The sequence below is a fragment of the Dyella sp. genome (assembly GCF_035508675.1).
Classification (GTDB): domain Bacteria; phylum Pseudomonadota; class Gammaproteobacteria; order Xanthomonadales; family Rhodanobacteraceae; genus Dyella_B.
On sequence record NZ_DATJMN010000283.1, the window covers coordinates 1 to 17,566 of the forward strand.

General features: G+C 62.8%; 20 protein-coding genes, 1 tRNA gene and 1 pseudogene. 14 read left to right on the forward strand and 8 right to left on the reverse strand.

The window, feature by feature from the left end; translation table 11 throughout:
- Both VMA74_RS14820 and VMA74_RS14825 read right to left on the reverse strand, forming a co-directional pair.
- Positions 1-81, reverse strand: a pseudogene (locus tag VMA74_RS14820) (ferredoxin--NADP reductase); the annotation flags it as partial.
- Between the two features lie 197 nt (positions 82-278).
- Entirely contained in the window at positions 279-914 is a 636-nt protein-coding gene (locus VMA74_RS14825) for a hypothetical protein (RefSeq protein ID WP_325368279.1), read from the reverse strand.
- 48 nt (positions 915-962) lie between these two features.
- Between VMA74_RS14825 and VMA74_RS14830 the strand changes: the two genes are divergently transcribed.
- The 5 genes from VMA74_RS14830 (at position 963) to VMA74_RS14850 (ending at position 5,475) form a co-directional block, all read left to right on the forward strand.
- Positions 963-1,679 (forward strand): hypothetical protein, encoded by a 717-nt coding sequence (locus tag VMA74_RS14830; RefSeq protein ID WP_325368281.1) that lies wholly within the window; start codon positions 963-965, stop codon positions 1,677-1,679.
- Between the two features lie 343 nt (positions 1,680-2,022).
- Positions 2,023-3,003 (forward strand): tRNA dihydrouridine(20/20a) synthase DusA, encoded by a 981-nt coding sequence (dusA, locus tag VMA74_RS14835; RefSeq protein WP_325368283.1) that lies wholly within the window; start codon positions 2,023-2,025, stop codon positions 3,001-3,003.
- 90 nt (positions 3,004-3,093) lie between these two features.
- A complete protein-coding gene (locus tag VMA74_RS14840) occupies positions 3,094-3,411 on the forward strand; it encodes a hypothetical protein (RefSeq protein ID WP_325368287.1) in 318 nt (105 codons plus the stop codon).
- Positions 3,411-4,097 carry a response regulator transcription factor gene (locus VMA74_RS14845; protein ID WP_284334023.1) on the forward strand — a complete coding sequence of 229 codons (687 nt, stop codon included), beginning with the start codon at positions 3,411-3,413 and terminating at the stop codon, positions 4,095-4,097. The genes VMA74_RS14840 and VMA74_RS14845 overlap by 1 nt, the downstream gene beginning before the upstream one ends.
- The gene (locus VMA74_RS14850) at positions 4,051-5,475 is read left to right on the forward strand and encodes an ATP-binding protein (protein ID WP_325368291.1); all 1,425 of its coding nucleotides are present in this window, start codon (positions 4,051-4,053) and stop codon (positions 5,473-5,475) included. The genes VMA74_RS14845 and VMA74_RS14850 overlap by 47 nt, the downstream gene beginning before the upstream one ends.
- A 21-nt stretch (positions 5,476-5,496) precedes the next feature.
- Here VMA74_RS14850 and VMA74_RS14855 read toward each other — a convergent pair whose 3' ends face one another.
- Positions 5,497-5,886 carry a hypothetical protein gene (locus tag VMA74_RS14855; protein ID WP_325368293.1) on the reverse strand — a complete coding sequence of 130 codons (390 nt, stop codon included), beginning with the start codon at positions 5,884-5,886 and terminating at the stop codon, positions 5,497-5,499.
- Between the two features lie 156 nt (positions 5,887-6,042).
- On the opposite strand from VMA74_RS14855, the gene VMA74_RS14860 reads away from it, so the two are divergent.
- The 4 genes from VMA74_RS14860 to VMA74_RS14875 all read left to right on the forward strand — a co-directional run bounded on the left by VMA74_RS14860 (position 6,043) and on the right by VMA74_RS14875 (position 8,613).
- Positions 6,043-7,014, forward strand: a complete 972-nt coding sequence (locus tag VMA74_RS14860) for a biotin--[acetyl-CoA-carboxylase] ligase (protein WP_325368295.1) — start codon at positions 6,043-6,045, stop codon at positions 7,012-7,014.
- Positions 7,011-7,757 carry a type III pantothenate kinase gene (locus VMA74_RS14865; protein WP_325368297.1) on the forward strand — a complete coding sequence of 249 codons (747 nt, stop codon included), beginning with the start codon at positions 7,011-7,013 and terminating at the stop codon, positions 7,755-7,757. Before VMA74_RS14860 ends, VMA74_RS14865 begins: the two co-directional genes overlap by 4 nt.
- 29 nt (positions 7,758-7,786) lie before the next feature.
- A complete protein-coding gene (locus tag VMA74_RS14870) occupies positions 7,787-8,518 on the forward strand; it encodes an SPOR domain-containing protein (protein WP_325368299.1) in 732 nt (243 codons plus the stop codon).
- Positions 8,519-8,537: 19 nt separating this feature from the next.
- Positions 8,538-8,613, forward strand: a tRNA-Thr gene (locus VMA74_RS14875).
- A 34-nt stretch (positions 8,614-8,647) separates the two neighbouring features.
- Here VMA74_RS14875 and VMA74_RS14880 read toward each other — a convergent pair.
- Together VMA74_RS14880 and VMA74_RS14885 are read right to left on the reverse strand one after the other, a co-directional pair.
- Positions 8,648-8,932, reverse strand: a complete 285-nt coding sequence (locus tag VMA74_RS14880) for an addiction module antidote protein (protein ID WP_325368301.1) — start codon at positions 8,930-8,932, stop codon at positions 8,648-8,650.
- Between the two features lie 70 nt (positions 8,933-9,002).
- Positions 9,003-9,143 carry a hypothetical protein gene (locus tag VMA74_RS14885; RefSeq protein WP_325368303.1) on the reverse strand — a complete coding sequence of 47 codons (141 nt, stop codon included), beginning with the start codon at positions 9,141-9,143 and terminating at the stop codon, positions 9,003-9,005.
- Positions 9,144-9,210: 67 nt separating this feature from the next.
- Between VMA74_RS14885 and rocF the strand changes: the two genes are divergently transcribed.
- Positions 9,211-10,134, forward strand: coding sequence for an arginase (rocF, locus tag VMA74_RS14890; protein ID WP_325368305.1), 924 nt, complete (start codon positions 9,211-9,213; stop codon positions 10,132-10,134).
- A gap of 66 nt (positions 10,135-10,200) precedes the next feature.
- Positions 10,201-11,574 carry a tryptophan--tRNA ligase gene (locus VMA74_RS14895; protein WP_325368307.1) on the forward strand — a complete coding sequence of 458 codons (1,374 nt, stop codon included), beginning with the start codon at positions 10,201-10,203 and terminating at the stop codon, positions 11,572-11,574.
- A gap of 49 nt (positions 11,575-11,623) precedes the next feature.
- On the opposite strand, the gene VMA74_RS14900 is transcribed toward VMA74_RS14895, so the two are convergent.
- The 3 genes from VMA74_RS14900 to VMA74_RS14910 all read right to left on the reverse strand — a co-directional run bounded on the left by VMA74_RS14900 (position 11,624) and on the right by VMA74_RS14910 (position 14,560).
- A complete protein-coding gene (locus VMA74_RS14900; protein ID WP_325368309.1) occupies positions 11,624-12,061 on the reverse strand; it encodes a BON domain-containing protein in 438 nt (145 codons plus the stop codon).
- Between the two features lie 206 nt (positions 12,062-12,267).
- A complete protein-coding gene (locus VMA74_RS14905) occupies positions 12,268-13,851 on the reverse strand; it encodes an inorganic phosphate transporter (protein ID WP_325368311.1) in 1,584 nt (527 codons plus the stop codon).
- Between the two features lie 211 nt (positions 13,852-14,062).
- Entirely contained in the window at positions 14,063-14,560 is a 498-nt protein-coding gene (locus VMA74_RS14910; protein WP_325368313.1) for a Spy/CpxP family protein refolding chaperone, read from the reverse strand.
- A gap of 171 nt (positions 14,561-14,731) precedes the next feature.
- On the opposite strand from VMA74_RS14910, the gene VMA74_RS14915 reads away from it, so the two are divergent.
- From VMA74_RS14915 to fae, 3 genes are all read left to right on the forward strand, one after another.
- Positions 14,732-15,427, forward strand: a complete 696-nt coding sequence (locus VMA74_RS14915; RefSeq protein ID WP_325368315.1) for a response regulator — start codon at positions 14,732-14,734, stop codon at positions 15,425-15,427.
- Positions 15,424-16,806 (forward strand): HAMP domain-containing sensor histidine kinase, encoded by a 1,383-nt coding sequence (locus VMA74_RS14920; protein WP_325368317.1) that lies wholly within the window; start codon positions 15,424-15,426, stop codon positions 16,804-16,806. The genes VMA74_RS14915 and VMA74_RS14920 overlap by 4 nt, the downstream gene beginning before the upstream one ends.
- Positions 16,807-17,043: 237 nt before the next feature.
- The gene (fae, locus tag VMA74_RS14925) at positions 17,044-17,565 is read left to right on the forward strand and encodes a formaldehyde-activating enzyme (RefSeq protein WP_325368319.1); all 522 of its coding nucleotides are present in this window, start codon (positions 17,044-17,046) and stop codon (positions 17,563-17,565) included.
- Position 17,566 lies beyond the last annotated feature (1 nt).

Below are 17,566 nucleotides of genomic sequence, written 5' to 3' on the forward strand. Positions count from 1 at the left end.
GTCGCGCGTGGTGCGGAAGCTGAAAAGGCTGTCGTTCCAGTGGTGCACATCAAGAACTTGTTCGGTCGCCAAAGCCACCATGGTGTGTTTTCTCGGGTTGAGCGGTAATGGAATGCGCGCCGTGCCAGACAGCGGGTTGACTCGTGGGGAGGGGCAGGGGAGCCGTTGCCGTGCGAGCGCCGTGTTTGTCACGGGACAAGTAGAATAAATTACGCCATTTGCCCTCGTCCCGCATTAATGGCTTTCGCATATGGGGATAGGGGCCGGGCACACAAGGGCTACGGACAGCCCAGCTCCGTATAGGCCTGATCCATTTGCCGTCGGGTCAAGCCGCGCTTGAGCAGTTCTTCATCCGTCATATCGCGCTTGAACACCGCATTTTTGCAGTTGAGCCACTTGCCCAATGCATGCAGGCGGTTTCGGAGACTGGCCGGCGGCATCACGTGAATGCCCGGCACTTTGGTCACCAGGTTTACGCCTGGCAGAGGTGGCAGCCCGGAGGATTGGGCATCATCGAGGGCGTGGTTAAAGCGGTTATTTCCGTATGCGGTGGTAGCGGGTGGGGGCAGAGCGAGGTTGGGTGTGACAGTAACGGCTGCGGGTGGAGCGATGGGGGCGTGAGGCGCCTTGGCCGGCATTGCTGCATGCCTGTGGGACGTATGAGCGGTTGGAGGCGTCGGTGCAGGTGTGGCGAGTTGCTTGGCGCGAGGCAGCAGTTCTATCCGCAGCATGCGTTCCTTGGCCAGGCATGGAGGCCGGCGCCAAAGCCAAGGTAAAGGAGGACGCAGCAACACCAGCAAAAGCATCAGATGCCAAGGCAACACAAAGGCCATGACGCCGCTGCGTGTCACGAACTTGCGCCATGCATCGGCGTGCGGTGATGAAATCATGTTTGCAAGTGGCAAGTCCTGCATCCCCTTCGATCCGTCCGGGATGGGACTGTTGCCGGCGTGCAAGGTTCCTTGAGTGCCAATGGCAAGGAATCGATTATCGATTTACTGGTAGTGTTTGCTCATTTGCAGGGGAGAGCAGGGATGTTTTTTGGGAAGAAAGCATGGGTCATCGGTGTGGCCCTGCTGCTGGTGGTTTCGGGTATCGCGATCTATACGATGTCGATTTCCTTCGACCATTCCTCGAGGGCGACGCATGGCATCGTCCATCCGCAAAAGGCATTGCGCGCAGGTGTGCCGTCGCCAGTAACAGAGGTCAACGGCTCGACGCGGGCGGTTCCCTCATCGAGCAGTACGGCGACGTATCACAACGTCCGTTTCGACTTCGCCGTTGATTATCCGGACAAGTTATTGCTTCCGGGACAGGAGGCAGACGACGGGGATGGTTTGCGGTTTGCATCCAACGTGGACGATGCGGATATCCGCGCGTATGGCAGCTACAACGCCTTGGAGCAGTCGCCGGCGGAAATGCTGCAATGGAATCTGAAAGAGGATTGTGCGAAGGGAAAAGTCACTTACAAGGTCAGCAAGCCCGACCTGGTGGCGTATTCCTGCCTGAGCCCGGAGGGCCGTATCGTGTACGAGAAAATCATCATCCACGCTGACACTTTGGCAACCGTGCGCTTCGACTACGCTGCCCACGAACAGGCCCGATGGTCGTCGGTGATCAAGCAGATGGCCGATTCGCTGCGCCTCGGACCAGGCCCGACAGCTAGTGATGCGCAGTGACGTCACGGTTGGTTGAGGCGAGCAAGGACGGGCAAGGATGCGATCCAAATGAATGGTCATCTGTGCAATGCAAGCGGCGCTCCTTGTCGTCTCGAGCGTGGCCGCCAGCGCCACCGCCGCTACGGAACAAGCCGATGTATGGGAGATCGTCAGCTAGTGGTTGACCGATGAGAGATTGCAACTGCAGCCAGGCTTCAGCCAGATGCAACAGGGTTGCGAGGATGTCGATTGGGCGGTGATTCCGTACAACGTGCTGAAGAAGGCAAATCCGGCGGTGTTCGTAGGCGCGCCTTGATGCTTTCACAAAAGATGCTGTTATCGCCGTACAGGTAAACTACGCACCATGCACAGCCTCAACCCGAACGACTGGCACCTGTCCGTAGCGCCCATGATGGACTGGACGGACAGGCACTGCCGCTATTTCCACCGACTGCTTTCGCCGCACGCCCGCCTGTACACCGAGATGGTCACCAGCGCGGCGCTGGTGCGTGGCAAGCAGTTGCGCTTGCTGGAGCATAGCCAGCAGGAGCATCCGGTAGCCTTGCAGCTCGGCGGCAGCGATCCGCAGGAGCTGGCGGAAGCGGCGCGTCACGGTGCGGAGGCCGGTTATGACGAGATCAATCTCAACGTGGGCTGTCCTTCCGATCGGGTGCAGTCCGGGCGCTTCGGTGCATGCCTGATGCGCGAACCGGTGTTGGTGAGCGATTGCGTGAAGGCGATGCGCGATGCGGTATCCGTGCCGGTGACCGTGAAATGCCGTATCGGCGTGGACGACCAGGACGAATACGCCGATTTGCAGCACTTCACCGAGACCATGCTGGAGGCCGGCGTGGAAGTGCTGGTGGTGCATGCACGCAAGGCCTGGTTGAAGGGCTTGTCGCCAAAGGAGAACCGCGAAATCCCGCCGCTGGACTACCAGCGCGTGTATCGCCTGAAGCGCGAATTCCCGCAGCTGGTGGTGGTGATCAATGGCGGTATTACCACCGTGGATGCGGTGCGCGAGCATCTGCTGCATGTGGATGGCGTGATGCTGGGGCGGGCGGCCTATCACGATCCCTATGTGCTCGCCCGGGTCGAGCAGGCGTTGCATGGCGTGCCGCTGCCCTCGCGTGAAAGCGTGTTGCAGCACATGCGGCCCTACGTGGAAGCGGAGCTGGCCAGGGGCACGGCGCTCAAGCACATCGGACGCCACTTGCTGGGCTTGTACCAGGGCGAGCCGGGGGCGCGTGGTTTCCGGCGCATCCTGAGCGAGGGCGCGCATCGGGACGGGGCGGGATGGGCGCTGATCGAACAGGCGATGACGCCGGTACTGGCCGCGGCGTGAAGGCCCGTTCAGCCGTCCGGTCATTATTCAGCCCGGGTTGAGCAGTATGTCCCGTCGGCCGGAATGCTCCGGCGTGCAACCCAAGGGAATATGGCTTTGAAGCAACTCGCATGGATGGCCGCAGCCGGGCTGTTGGTGGCCGGTGCGGCCGCCGCCCAGTCATCGCCTCCGCCAGGTGGCATGAGCCTGGACCAGGCCGTTACGCAAGTACAGCAACGGGTCGGCGGCAAGGTGCTGTCGGCCGAACCACGTCATATCGGGCGCAGGGTGGAGTATCGCATCAAGGTGCTCACGCCCGAAGGGCATGTGCGCGTCATCGCGGTGCCGGCTGATGCCACCCATGTGCCGCCTGCGGCACAATCCACCAAGAAGTCTCCCAACGGCGGGAGCAAAAAGGAGAAACACTGATGCGCATCCTCCTGGTCGAAGACGAAGCGCCGCTGCGCGAGACGCTGGCGGCTCGACTCAAACGCGACGGGTTTGCCGTAGATACCGCCCAGGACGGCGAAGAAGGCATGTATCTCGGCCGCGAAGTGCCGTTCGACCTGGCCATCATCGACCTTGGCCTGCCCAAGATGTCGGGCATGGACCTGGTCAAGTCGCTGCGCGAAGCCGGCCAGCGTTATCCCATCCTGATCCTCACCGCGCGCGGCAGCTGGCAGGACAAGGTGGAAGGCTTGAAGCACGGCGCCGATGATTACCTGGTCAAGCCGTTCCATGTCGAAGAGTTGCTGGCGCGCATCAATGCGCTGGTGCGCCGCGCGAGCGGCTGGTCCAAGCCGGTGCTGGCCTGCGGGCCGATCAAGCTCGATACCACCGCGCAAACCGTGGGGGTGGAAGGCAAGCCGGTGGATCTCACCAGCTATGAGTACAAGGTGTTGGAATACCTGATGCTCCACGCGGGCGAGCTGGTGTCCAAAGCCGACCTCACCGAGCACATCTATCAACAGGATTTCGATCGCGATTCGAATGTGCTCGAGGTCTTCATCGGCCGCCTGCGCCGGAAACTGGATCCGGAAGGTACGCTGAAACCGATCGAGACGGTGCGTGGACGCGGGTACCGCTTTGCCATCCCTCGCAGCGAAGACGAATGATGCAGCCGCGCGCCGCCCGTTCTCGCTGGCGGCGCGTGCAGCGCTTACTACCGGCCTGGTGCTGGCCGCCTTCCTGGGCGCCATCGGCTGGACCTTGTCGCGCACCTACAACGCCAGCGAACTCAACAAACTGCAGGGCCGCCTGCACGATTACGTAATCACCTATATCGCCGGGACCGATGCGCGGCGCGACGGCACGCCGTTGATGCCGGATACACCGCCCGATCCGATGTTCTCGCGCCCTGGTTCCGGCTTGTATGCCGTGGTGCTGGGTGACGGCTTCCATTGGGAATCATCCTCTGCGCTAGGCCGGGATTTCAGTTTCCTGCACCCACTGCAGCCGGGGCAGTCGCAGTTCATCGGCCCGGTGGACACGGAACTCGGGCGGCTTTATTACTACAGCTTCGGCGTGGCACTGGATGTGCCGGACCGTCCGTCGGTGCACCTCACCTTTACGGTGGCGCAGACCGAAGACGAACTGGAAAGCAACACCACCGTTTATCGGCGCAGCCTGGTCGGCTGGCTTGCCACGCTGGGCGTGATGCTGATCGTGCTGCAACTGTTGCTGCTGCGCTGGAGCCTTACGCCCTTGCGCAAGGTCGCCAGCGACATGAGCCGCGTCGAACGCGGCCAGAGCGATCACCTGGACAGCCAGTACCCGATCGAACTCACCGGCCTGACCGGGCGTATCAATGCATTCATCGATAGCGAGCGCGAACAGCGCACGCGTTATCGCAATACGCTCGCCGATTTGGCGCACAGCTTGAAGACGCCGCTGGCGGTGATTCGCTCACAGGTGGAGGCCAGCGAGCTGCCGTCCCCCGTACGCGCACCGGTGCTGGATCAGGTGCGCCGCATGGATGAACTGGTCGCCTACCAGCTCGCGCGCGCGGCGACCACCGGACGCCAGACGTTTGCCGCCGCCGCCGTACCGATCGCCGGCCATGCGGAGGATCTGGTGCAAAGCCTGGAGAAGGTTTACGCGGCGAAGAACGTGCTGTGTGAGTTCGATATCGAGGACGGCGCGGCGTTCTATGGCGAGCAGGGCGATCTGTTGGAACTGATGGGCAACCTGCTGGAGAACGCCTTCAAGTGGGCCGGCCACCATGTGCTGCTGGTGGTGAAGGTGCAGCGTCAACCGGGCCGTCCGCGGGCAGGCTTGCTGTTCAGCGTGGAAGACGACGGCCCCGGTATTGAAGAAGACAAAGTCGAGAAGGTCCTGCAACGCGGTGTGCGCGGTGACGAGCGCGTGAAAGGCCATGGCATCGGCCTGTCGATCGTGCAAGACATCGTGCGCGCCTATAACGGCGAGTTGACCGTGGATCGCTCGCCGGAATTCGGCGGGGCGCGGTTCAGCGTGGCGCTGCCGCCGACCTGAGATGTCGAAACCATGAAGTGGTTACTGGATCGAGCCGGGCAGGAGCGATTGCCAGCTGAGCCCGGACGAACCGTGGGAAGAGCCATCGGGCGACGCGTCGCCGCTGCCGAAGCGGGAGGCATTGTCGTCCATGCTGCCGCCCCCCGAATTGCCGGAATGGTTGCCGCCGGACGACTGGGACGACGATGACCCGCCGCTGCGCGGCACGTTCATCGCATCGCCGTTGGAGGGGGACGCGTCATGGCCGTTGCCATGCTCGCCGTTGCCGTTGTGTTCCGTGCAGCCCGCGCCGGTGTTGGAGCCGCCTGCAGCCACAGCACCGCCGGCGGCCACCGCATTGGCGGCGGCGCCGAGGCCCAGCAGGCAGACGAGCAGCAATGAAGTGGCGCGCATGGCGATCAAAGCCCCCAAGGCGTTAAGCCTAGCCGCTGGATGGTCCCAGAAACACCGTCTGGATGCCAGTGCCCTTTCCGTCGTGGCTGCTGGCTTAGAATTTATGCATGTCATATCGCCTTTTCCCTGCCTCGCGACCCCGTTCGGTCGTCTGTTTCCTGGATCGTTAAGACCATGCAGCCGCAACAGCTCCTGGCCGTCCTGGCTTCCGGGGAGACGCTTTCCGGCTCCCGTCTGGCCGCCGAAGCGGGTATTACCCGTGCCGCGATCTGGAAACAGGTCGAGGCGTTGCGCCAACGCGGCGTGCCGATCGAATCTGCGGGAGCCGCCGGCTATCGGTTGCCGTGGGCGATCCAGATGCTGGAGGACTCCGCCGTTCGCGCGGCCTTGCCGGCAGCAGTGGCGCGGCGTTTGGGGGCGCTCGAAGTGCATTGGGAGATCGATTCCACATCGAGCGAATTGCAGCGACGCGGCAATGCCGCCGCCGATCTCAGCATCATCATGGCAGAGACCCAGACGGCCGGCCGCGGCCGGCGCGGGCGCAGCTGGCTTTCGCCGCCCGGCTTGAACATCTACCTCTCGTGCCTGAAGCGGTTCGAGGCAGGATTTGCAGCGCTGTCCGGCTTGTCGCTGGCTACCGGGGTGATCGTGTTGCGTGCGCTGCATGCCCTCGGCGTGGATGGCGCTCGCCTGAAATGGCCCAACGATGTGCTCGCCGGCGGTGGCAAGCTGGCCGGCATCCTGGTTGAGCTGAGCGGGGAATACCAAGGGCCGTGCGCGGCAGTGATCGGCATCGGCCTCAATGTGCGTCTGACCGATGCGTTGCGCGAGCAGGCCGGGCAGCCTGCCTATGATCTGGCCACCCTGGTCCAGGGTGCGCCGCCTGATCGCAACGCGGTGGCTGCCGCCTTGATCACCAGTCTGGTGGACGGTCTCGCGCAATTCGAACGCGAGGGTTTCGGGGCCTTTCTGGACGACTATGCAGAACACGATGCATTGCGTGGCGTGCCGCTGCGTGTAAGCGGCGCGCTCGGCGAACTGGATGGCATCGGCGCCGGCATCGATATACGCGGTGCGCTGCAATTGCAGACGGCGGCGGGCCTGTGCGGTATCGACAGCGCCGAAGTCACGGTGCGGCGCGCATGAGGCTGCTGCTCGATCTTGGCAATACTCGCCTGAAATGGGCCATCGTCAGCGCCGATAGCTGGGTGGCGCGTGGCGCGGTGGCATGGGAAGAAGATGTTGCTGCCGCGCTGGCACAGGCATGGCGGCCACCAAGGCAGTTGCAGCAGATATTTGGCGCATCGGTGGTCGACGCCGCGCGTGAAGCGCAGATCGAACGTGTCGTGATGGAGGTCTTCGCACGGCAGGTGGCGTGGGTGCGTACGCCGGCCGAAGCGTGCGGCGTACGTATCGCCTATGCCGAGCCACAGCGCCTGGGCGTGGATCGCTTTCTTGCCATGGTGGCGGCGCATGCATCGGAAGCATCCCCCTGTGTGCTGGCCGGCATCGGCACGGCACTCACGCTGGATGCGCTGACCGCGGATGGCCGGCACTTGGGTGGCCTGATCGCCCCGGGGCCGTTGCTGATGCAGCAGGCGCTGTACGGTGCGACAGCGCGGGTGAAGCCGTATCAGCCCGGCGCCATTCGCGATATCGCCGACAACACCGCCGATGCGGTCGTTTCGGGTTGCTGGCAGGCGGTCGCCGCCTTGATCGAACGCTTTGCCACCAAACTCGCCACGCCCGCGGGCGGCATCCAGCGCCTGCTGCTGGACGGCGGTGATGCCGCCAGTTTGCTGCCGTTGCTGGGCGTGCCGGCGGAGCTTGCCCCCGACAGCGTGCTGCGCGGGCTCGATGTGTGGGCGGCAACGCCTGCGTCCTCCTAGAATCGCTTATCCGAGGGGGGAATGGTTCGATGGTGTTGCGCCTGCTGTTCGTGCTGCTGATCGCTTTGAATATCGCCGTGGGCGCGTGGCTGTTGTTGGGCCAGAACGACACGCATGCCGGTTTTGCCACCGATCCCGGCGTGCCCAAGCTGCATCTGCTTTCCGAACTGCCGCCACCGGCCACCACGGTGGCCCACGCCGCTTCGGTGGCGCCGCCGGCCGCGGCTGCCGCGCCAGCGCCAGCATCGACTTCGCCGGTAGGCGCGAACGCGGCGGCGGCCTCACCGCCCAGCGCCAATGCGCTCAGCTACGCGTGCATGGCGCTAGGGCCGTTTGCGACGCAGGAGGACCTGCGTATCGCCCGCAGCGCGCTCGGCCCGCAGCTATTGCGCGCACGTGCACGCCAGGAACAGACCACCCAGACACGCGGCTGGTGGGTGCACCTGCCACCCAGTCCGAATCATGCAGCCGCCCTGGCGCAAGCCCGTCAGCTCGGGGCGCGCAATATCCAGGATTATTTCGTGGTGAGCGCAGGCGACAACCAGAACACAGTCTCGCTGGGTCTGTTCAAGGACCCCGCCAACGCACGCAAGCGGCGCGACGAGATCGCCGCGGCCGGCTTTCCGGTCCAGATGAGCGAGCGCACCGAAACCGTGCCCGAATACTGGCTGGACCTGATGCCGACCGACAGCCAGCACTTCGATTGGCGTAGTCGTATCCATGATCCGGCGATCGGCTCGCACAGCACGGGTTGTTTTTGAGTAGAATCGGCGGCCCAGCGCCGGCATAGCTCAGTTGGTAGAGCAACCGCCTTGTAAGCGGTAGGTCGTCTGTTCGAGTCAGACTGTCGGCACCAAGGTTTTCAAGCGAGATTGCTGCGCAGGGGCTCGTCAGCGGGTAGCTGACTTCGGTGGCGCAGTGCGCGTAACCCGTTTGCGCGGTGCAGGTTTCACCTTGGAAGTATGCGGCTTGGCGATCAGGTCGAGGCCCTGTGCCTTCATAACGGCCAGCGTGGTCTTCAGGGTGGGATTGCCGCCTTCGCTGAAAGAGCGGTAGAGCTGTTCGCGGGCCAGTCCGGTTTCACGAGCCAATTGCGTCATGCCGTGCGCACGAGCCACGACCCCCAGTGCGTGCGCAATGTAACTGGCATCCCCCGTCTCGAATACGCCGTCCATGTAGATGGCGGTGGCTTCATTGTCCTGTAGTGGTTCAGCGGGGTCGAAGGGGTCAGCTTCTCGGTCATGGTCATTCGCTCCATTGTTTGGCGAGCTTCTTGGCGAGTTGGATGTCGTCGTTCTGGCTACGCTTGTCGCTTCGCACAATAACCAGGGCCGTATTCGATACCCAGTTTGCTGACTGATTGGCAATATCCTCGCCGCTATCCATGGGGTAAGCCCATGCCGCTTCGACCGGCTACACTTGCATCCCGCTAAAAAAGCACGAGCAAAGTGGCATGAAAAAACAGGTGGTTGCCTTGGTGGGCGTGCCGACCGATATCGGCGCCGGGCATCGCGGGGCGTCGATGGGGCCGGAGGCCCTGCGCGTGGCGCAACTGGGGGAGAAATTGCGCCGGCGTGGCATGGAGGTGATCGATCGCGGCAATCTGCATGGGCCGATGAACCCCTGGCAGCCGCCGGAGAACGGTTATCGGCACCTGCCGGAAGTGATCGCCTGGAATCTGGCCGTGCACACGGCCATCCACCAGGAACTGCAGGCCGGCCGCCTGCCGGTCATGCTGGGCGGCGACCATTGCCTGGCGATTGGTTCGATCAGTGCCGTCGCGCGCCATTGCCGCGAGCAGGGCCGCAAGCTGCGCGTGTTGTGGCTGGATGCACATGCCGACTTCAACACCTCCCGCGTGACGCCCTCGGGCAACATCCACGGGATGCCGGTGGCGTGCCTGTGCGGTAACGGGCCGCGTGAGCTGGTGGAAATCGGCGACCAGGTGCCGGCCGTGACGCCCGACGTATTCCGCCAGATCGGCATCCGCTCGGTGGACGAAGGCGAGAAGCGGCTCGTGCGCCAGGCCAAGATGGATATCTACGATATGCGCCACATCGACGAAGTGGGCATGAAGCGCACGATGGAAGAAGCGCTGGACGGCCTGGACGAGAACACCCATCTGCACGTGAGTTTCGATGTCGATTTTCTCGATCCTTCCATCGCGCCCGGCGTAGGCACCACCGTGCGTGGTGGCCCGACCTATCGCGAAGCGCAGCTGTGCATGGAAATGATCGCCGATGCCGGTCGCCTGGGCTCGCTGGATATCGTCGAACTGAACCCGGCCTACGACAAGCGCAACCGCACGGCGCGGCTGGCGGTGGAACTGGTCGAGTCGCTGTTCGGCAAGTCCACCTTGATGCGCGAACCGGATTAAAGTCCTTAAACTCACAATTTCGCCCGCGCAAGGTGCGCGGGTGTCTGATCTTTCTCGGATTGCCGCATGCAAACACGCGTCCTTACAGGCATCACCACCACCGGTACGCCGCATCTGGGCAACTACGTCGGTGCGATCCGGCCGGCGATCGCCGCCAGCCAGCGGGCCGATGTCGATGCGTTCTTCTTCATGGCCGACTATCACGCGCTGATCAAGAGCGACGATCCGGCGCGCATCGAACGTTCGCGGCTGGAAATTGCCGCGACCTGGCTGGCCGCAGGCTTGGATCCGAACAGGGCGACGTTCTATCTGCAGTCCGACATACCGGAAATTCCGGAGCTCACTTGGCTGCTGACCTGCGTTACCGCCAAGGGTCTGCTCAATCGTGCGCACGCCTACAAGGCTGCGGTGGACAAAAACACTGACGCGGGCGAAGACCCCGATGCAGGCATTACCGCCGGCTTGTATATGTATCCGGTGTTGATGGCGGCGGACATTCTCGCCTTCGATGCGCAACAGGTACCGGTGGGCCGCGACCAGATCCAGCATATCGAGATGGCGCGCGATATCGCACAGCGCTTCAATCATATTTACGGCCACGAATTGTTCGTGTTGCCGGAGGTGGTGATCGAGGAGCAGGTCGCCACGCTGCCGGGGCTGGACGGCCGCAAGATGTCCAAGAGCTACGACAACACCATTCCCTTGTTTGCCGGTGGCGCCAAGCAGTTGCGCGACACTGTCATGCGCGTCGTCACCGACTCGCGTATGCCGGGCGAGGCCAAGGATCCGGAAAGCTCGTCGCTGTTCACCATCTTCCGTGCCTTTGCCAGTGAAGCCGAAAGCAATGCGTTCCGCCGCGCGCTGGAAGAGGGCATTGGCTGGGGTGAAGCCAAGCAGGTGCTGTACGAGCGCCTGGAAGCCGACATCGCGCCGATGCGCGAGCGCTATGAACAGCTGATCGCGCGTCCTGCCGATATCGAAGGCATCCTGCGCGAAGGCGCGCGCAAGGCGCGTGTGATTGCCGGCCTCAAAATCGCAGCATTGCGCGACGCTGTGGGCTTGCGCGCGATGTCATCGAGCGGTGCAATGGCCGGTAAGGCCAAGCCGATGCCGAAAGCCGCCAGGCCGCCGCGTTTTGCCAGTTTCCGCGACAGCGACGGCAGCTTCCGCTTCCGCCTGTTTTCCTCGGAAGGCGAAGAGCTGCTGCTGTCCAAATCCTTCAAGGACCCCAAAGAAGCGGGTGCGATCCAGAAGCGGCTGAAGACACTCGGCGGCGCCGCTGCAAACGTGCACAGCTTGGCACGCTCACTGGTGTTGGAGCTGGATGGCGAGCCGGTCGCCACCGCGCCCGAGTATGCGGATGAAGCCGAGCGCGATGAAGCGCTGCACTATTTGCGCGCAGCGCTGGACTCGCTCGCCGAGCAGGAACAGAGCGAGTAAGCAAGACCCATCCCTTCCCCGCAGATGGGGAAAGGATGGGCCGCGCGCATTATTTGCTGCTGCTGGAAGAGTCGTTCGACGAGGGTGTCGAACCTGCCTCGCTCACGGTCAAGCCCGAAGCATCCACGCTCTTCACACCCTTCACGCCCTTGGCGATACGGATGGCATGGTTCTTTTCCGTCTTGGACGTGGCCGTGCCGGTCAGGGTTACCTTGCCATCGGTCGTGCTCACCGAAATGTCCTTCGCCCGCACGCCCTTGGCGGCGGCAAACTTGGATTTCACCTTGGTCGTGATCCAGCCATCGTCGACTTTGCCGGGCACCGTCTCGTTGCTGGGGGACATCGTCGATTGGTCGGTGTTGGACGTCGACTGCTGCATGGATGATGGCGACGTGCTCTGTGCCATCAGGGAGAATGGCATGGCGGCAAAGGCCATCATCACTGCAGTGGCGATCAGGGATTTGCGCAGATGGGAATGGTTACGCATTGGCAATCTCCTTGGAGCTATGGACTGCCTGCCGACATTGAAGGGAAGCAAGCAGGGCGCATCACTATCGATCCGCGTGTACATGGCAACAGGCCATGCGTGAAAGTGACGTGGCAAAACGCAAAGAAATGTTGCGTTGGTTCAGCGACGTGCTTGGATCGCCAATACGATGTTTTCTGCTTGTTGTGCGAGCTGAGCAGTCGTGCTCAGAACAGATGCTTGAGCGCAACGAAGAGCACGCCTGCCAGCACGATCGACGCCGGCAAGGTCAGCACCCACGCCATCAGCAGATTGCGCACAGTGGCCCATTGCAGGCCGGAGCCGTTTGCCGCCATCGTTCCGGCGACGCCGGAGGTCAGTACGTGCGTGGTGCTGACCGGCAAGTGATACATGTCGGCGGCTTGGATCAAGCCCATCGCGATCAGTTCGGCCGATGCACCTTGTGCGTAGGTCAGATGTTCCTTGCCGATGCGCTCGCCGACCGTCACCACGATGCGCTTCCAACCCACCATGGTGCCAAGACCCAGTGCCAGTGCCACGGCGACCTTTACCCACACGGGAATGAATTGCGTAGCCTTGACGGCAAGGCCGCGCCAAGTCGTAAGTGTCGTGCTCTGGTCACTGCTCAGCCCGGGTTGCGCCAGCACCAAGGGAATCGCTGCATTGGCTAGGTAAATGTCGTTGCGCACGTTGCCCATCTGGTCCTGCGGCACTGAGCGCAAGGAAGATCGGTTGCCCACTTGCTGGTCGATATTGGCCAGAAGAGCTGACAGCGCAGGAATCGTCTCGGGCTGAAGCTTGCGTTGTTGCAACGCCGTCGTGACGAGGTCGCGCGGATTGCCGTTCACGTGAGTACCGTGATCGATGGCATCCAGTACTTGCTGGGCGTGCGCCGTCACCTGATGGAAGGTCTGCACCTGACCGCCGGATACCGCGCCGTTCAAGGCATAAGCAGTAGGCACCGTACCGATCAGGATTAGCATGATCAGGCCCATGCCCTTCTGGCCATCGTTGGAGCCATGGCTGAAGCTGACGCCGGTGCAGGTGAGCACCAGTAACAGGCGGATCGGCCACGGCGGCGGCTTGTGCCCTTCCGGTGCGCGGTATAACGCAGGGATTTTGACCAGCGTCTTCACCAAAAGCATCAGCAGGCCGGCCAGCAGGAAGCCGGCGATGGGCGAGAAGACCAGGCCGCGCAACACGCCGATGGCGGCATTCCAATCCACGCCGCTGGTGCCGGTCTTGGCCGCCGTGAGCTGGTTGGCCAGGCCCACGCCGATGATCGAACCGATCAGGGTGTGCGAAGACGAATTCGGCAGGCCGAAATACCACGTGCCGAGGTTCCAAAGAATGGCCGCGAACAGCAGCGCGAACACCATCGCAAAACCGGCCTCGCTACCTACCTGCAGGATCAGTTCCACTGGCAGCAGCGATACCACTGTGAAGGCGACCGCGCCTGAAGATGTCAGTACACCCAGGAAGTTGAAAATGCCCGACCAGATCACCGCCAGATTGGCGGGCAGGGAGTGCGTATAGATCACCGTGGCGACGGCATTGGCCGTGTCGTGAAAGCCATTCACGAACTCAAAGCCGAGGGCAATCAGCAAGGCCACACCCAGCAGGATGAACGGAGTCGCCGAATGCGCGCGCACGATAGAGAGATCGGCGACGAGATGCAGGCCGGCATAGCCTGCACCCACCAGCAGGATCAGGCCAAACAGAATGCCCAATAGGCGTCCGGAACCCTGGGTGGAGGTGGCGGCACTGACAGCAGTCGCTTCGGTCTGCATGAGCTTGCCCTCGGTGGTCAGCGCCATAAAAGCTAAGGGCTACGCACGACAGCTGCATGACAGTGCCTCGCCGCTGCGATGTGAAACATCGATGGGGGCCGGTCGTAAAAAAAAGCGACCGCCGGTGCAGCGGCGGTCGCTCAGGGTGATCGGCTAGAACGTCCGCTAATATTCGCTAACCGAGCTTCTTGTTGTTATGCCTTGCCACGTCTTATTGGGCTGAGCCAGTGCTTGAGGGCACCGGGTGTTCGGCCTTGAACTGCTGCCACTGCGCCTTGCGGGCCTGGAAGGCGGCCTTGTTGCTGGCGTACTGGCTCTGCTGCGCGCTGGTCAGCACGGTGTTGTAGATCTGCGCCGTGACCGCGGCCCGGGCAGTGATGCGGGCGCTGGTGAAGTTGGCTTCAGCCTGGGCCAGGCTGGCCGCGGCGGACTGGTAGTTGGACGCATTCGGCGACAGCGCTTCGAACGCTTCGCGCTGCTGGCGCACGGCCTGGGCCTGTGACTTCATCGAGGCAAAACTCTGCTGCACGATCTGCTTGATCTGGGTCTTCTGCGCATCGGTGAGATTCAAACCGCGGAAGGCCATTTCGGCGCCGCGGTGATGGCCGTGCGGGCCGGGGCCGAAGCCGGGGCCGCCCTGGGCGACGGCCAGCGCAGACACGCCGAGTGCGGCGGAAAGAATGAGCGACAGGGTGATCGACTTACGCATGGTAAAGCTCCTGCTGGGGTGGAGGGTTTGCTTGTGACTATTGGAAAGCAGGAGCGGGTTTAAGACCTTTGCCGCGGTGTAAAGAAGGGTAAAGTCAGCCCGGTGCAAGCGACAGGCGGCAGGCCGCCGTTGTCATGCGATAGTAAGAACGTACCGTCGACGGTCTGGCTAATGTCCCGAATACTGATTGGTGATGATGATCGCGAGCTGTGTTCGCTGCTCGCCGAATACTTGCAGCGCGAAGGCCTGCAGGTCGACGTGGTGCACGACGGCGAAGGCGTGCTATCACGGCTGCGTGATCCGGCCTTGCGCCCTGATCTGTTGATTCTCGATGTGATGATGCCGGGCCGCAGCGGCCTGGATACCTTGCGCGATTTGCGCGCGCAGTACCGTTTGCCGGTAATCATGCTTTCCGGGCGCGGCGAGCCGGTGGATCGTGTGGTCGGGCTGGAATTGGGCGCAGACGACTATCTCTCCAAGCCTTGTTTGCCACGCGAATTGTTGGCGCGCGTGCGCGCTCAATTGCGCCGTCACACGGTGGAAAGCGTGGGGACGTTGACAGCCGGCGTCTTGCGCTTGCTGCCCGGTGAGCGGCGTGCGTACGCGGGCGAGCAGGAGCTCAACCTCACCGGCGCCGAGTTCGCGTTGTTGCTGTTGCTGGCGCAGCGCGCCGGGGAAGTGATTGACAAGACCTCGCTGACACGCGTGGCGCTGGGACGCGAACTGGAGCGCTTCGACCGCAGCATCGACGTGCACGTCAGCCGGCTTCGCCACAAGCTGGCAGAAGCATCGGCACAAGCGCCACGCATCGATTCGGTACGCGGTGCGGGCTACGTGCTGATACCCCATAGCGCGGCGTCGACATGAATTCATTCAAGAGTCCGTTTCGCAGCCCCCTGTTCTGGCGTCTGTTGGTTTCCGTCTGCATCGCCAACGTGCTGGTGCTGATGCTTGGCGGCTTGCTGACGCGCAGCTTCATCACCTTCTCGATGCAACAGGATTTCGACTGGTCGGCTTTGGCGCAGGCCGCCGACCAGGCTTATGAAACGGATGGGAGCGTCGGCCTGGACGCATGGGTAAGACAACAGCGCGAACAAGGCGTGGATGCCACGCTATACGAAAACGGCGAGCCCTTGCGCGAGATACGGCTGCCGCCATCGGTGCGCGACGTGTTGCCGGCCTGGCTGTCGTCCGGCCACGACATTGCGATGAATCCATGGCCCGGTTTCTACGTGGCCGTGCAGAATGTGACCGGCAGCGACGGCCACGCACGGCAACTGGTGGCGGTAAGCAGTTCGCGCTCGCGCATTCCGCCGCGGACACGCGGCAAGATACTGCTCGGCGTGCAGTTGGGGCTTTCCTTGTTGATGATCGCCGGCATCGGCTGGTGGGTGGCGCGCAGTGTGTCGCGGCCGGTCGAGGCGATGCGCGTGGCGACCCACAAGATGGCCACCGGTGAATTTGCCACGCGCGTGGACCGGCGCTGGAGCAACAAACATGACGAGCTTGGTCAGCTTGCACGCGATTTCAACGGCATGGCCGAGCGCATCGAGCATCTGGTAGCGCACGATCGTGGCGTGTTGCAGGATCTGTCGCACGAATTGCGTTCGCCGCTGGCACGCCTGCATCTGATTTTGGATCTGGCCCAGCACAGCGCGGACCCGCATGAGGCTGCGGCGCATTTCCAGCGCGCCGAGCGCGAGATCTCCCGCATGGATCGCCTCACGGCGGAGATGTTGGCGTTATCGCGGCTCGAAGGCGGCTTGCCGGGGATGGTGCGTGAACCGGTCGACCTGGTTGCGCTGGCCAGGGATCGCGTCGCCGCGGCGCACATTGATGCCGAAGCGCGCGGCGTCGTCTTGCACATGGCCGATGATGGACCGATCGAAGTACAGGGCAGTGGCATCCTGCTGGAGCGCGCGCTGGATAACGTGATCGCCAATGCGATCAAGTTCAGTCCACCCGACGGCGTCGTGCAGATCGATCTGCGACATCGCGACGCCTTGGCCGAACTGCAGGTTCGCGATCATGGTCCCGGCGTGCCGGAAGAAGAGCTGCAGCTCATGTTCCGGCCGTTCTTCCGCGGTACGAATGCAGCGCAAGCCAGTGGCCACGGCCTGGGATTGGCGATCGTGCAACGGGTCATGCAGGCGCACAGCGGCGAGGTGACAGCGCGGAACCTGCGAGATGGCGGCTTGGAAGTGCTCATGCGCCTACCGTTGCAGACCTCTGCGGAAACTGCTTGACGGAGGCTTGCATGGTGCATGGCATGTGCTCTGCATGGTGCTGAACACCAGTATGCCGGTGGCAGCGTGAAAAGCTTGGTCTGCTGTATTGCAGCGGTAAAAGATACGAGTTTGTGTAGGGATGGCAGCACGGCACATACAGCAATCGCCGAGGGCCATATCGGCGCAAGTTGACTCACTTATCCGCTGCAAACGCCGCACAATCGATCCTTCGACAGTTTTTGAATGGCGGAAGACGTGAGCGCAACGGATAGCAAACTGCTTTACATCGGTGAAGGATTCGAAGGGCTTGGGGTCAACCTCGCGCACATCAATGTGCTGCTTGGCCCTCGCAATGGCCCCGCGGGGCAAGCGTTCGCCACCGCACTGGCCACACCTTCCACCGGGCACGCACCATTCGTGATCATTGCCCGTCCGGGCGTGCCAGCCAAGCCGCTGACGCTGTACGTCAACAAGGCGCCGATCGCCAACGAATTCCATGGCAACGCTACCTGGGGTGCCTCGCAGGCGGGCATCGCCAAGGCGGTTGCGGAGTCGCTGGAAGAGGGTATGTTGCCACCCGAAGCAGACAATGATTGGGTCATCGTTTCGGCCAATTGGGTGAATCCCGCTTGCGATGATCTCGATGTCGTCTACGAGAACAACTATCGCGCCTGCAAAAGCGCTATCCGCGCCGCCATGCTGGGCCTGCCGAACAGCAAGGAAGTGTTCTCGGCGGCGGCCAACGTCAGCAATTCGTTCTATACGCCCAAGGCCTGAA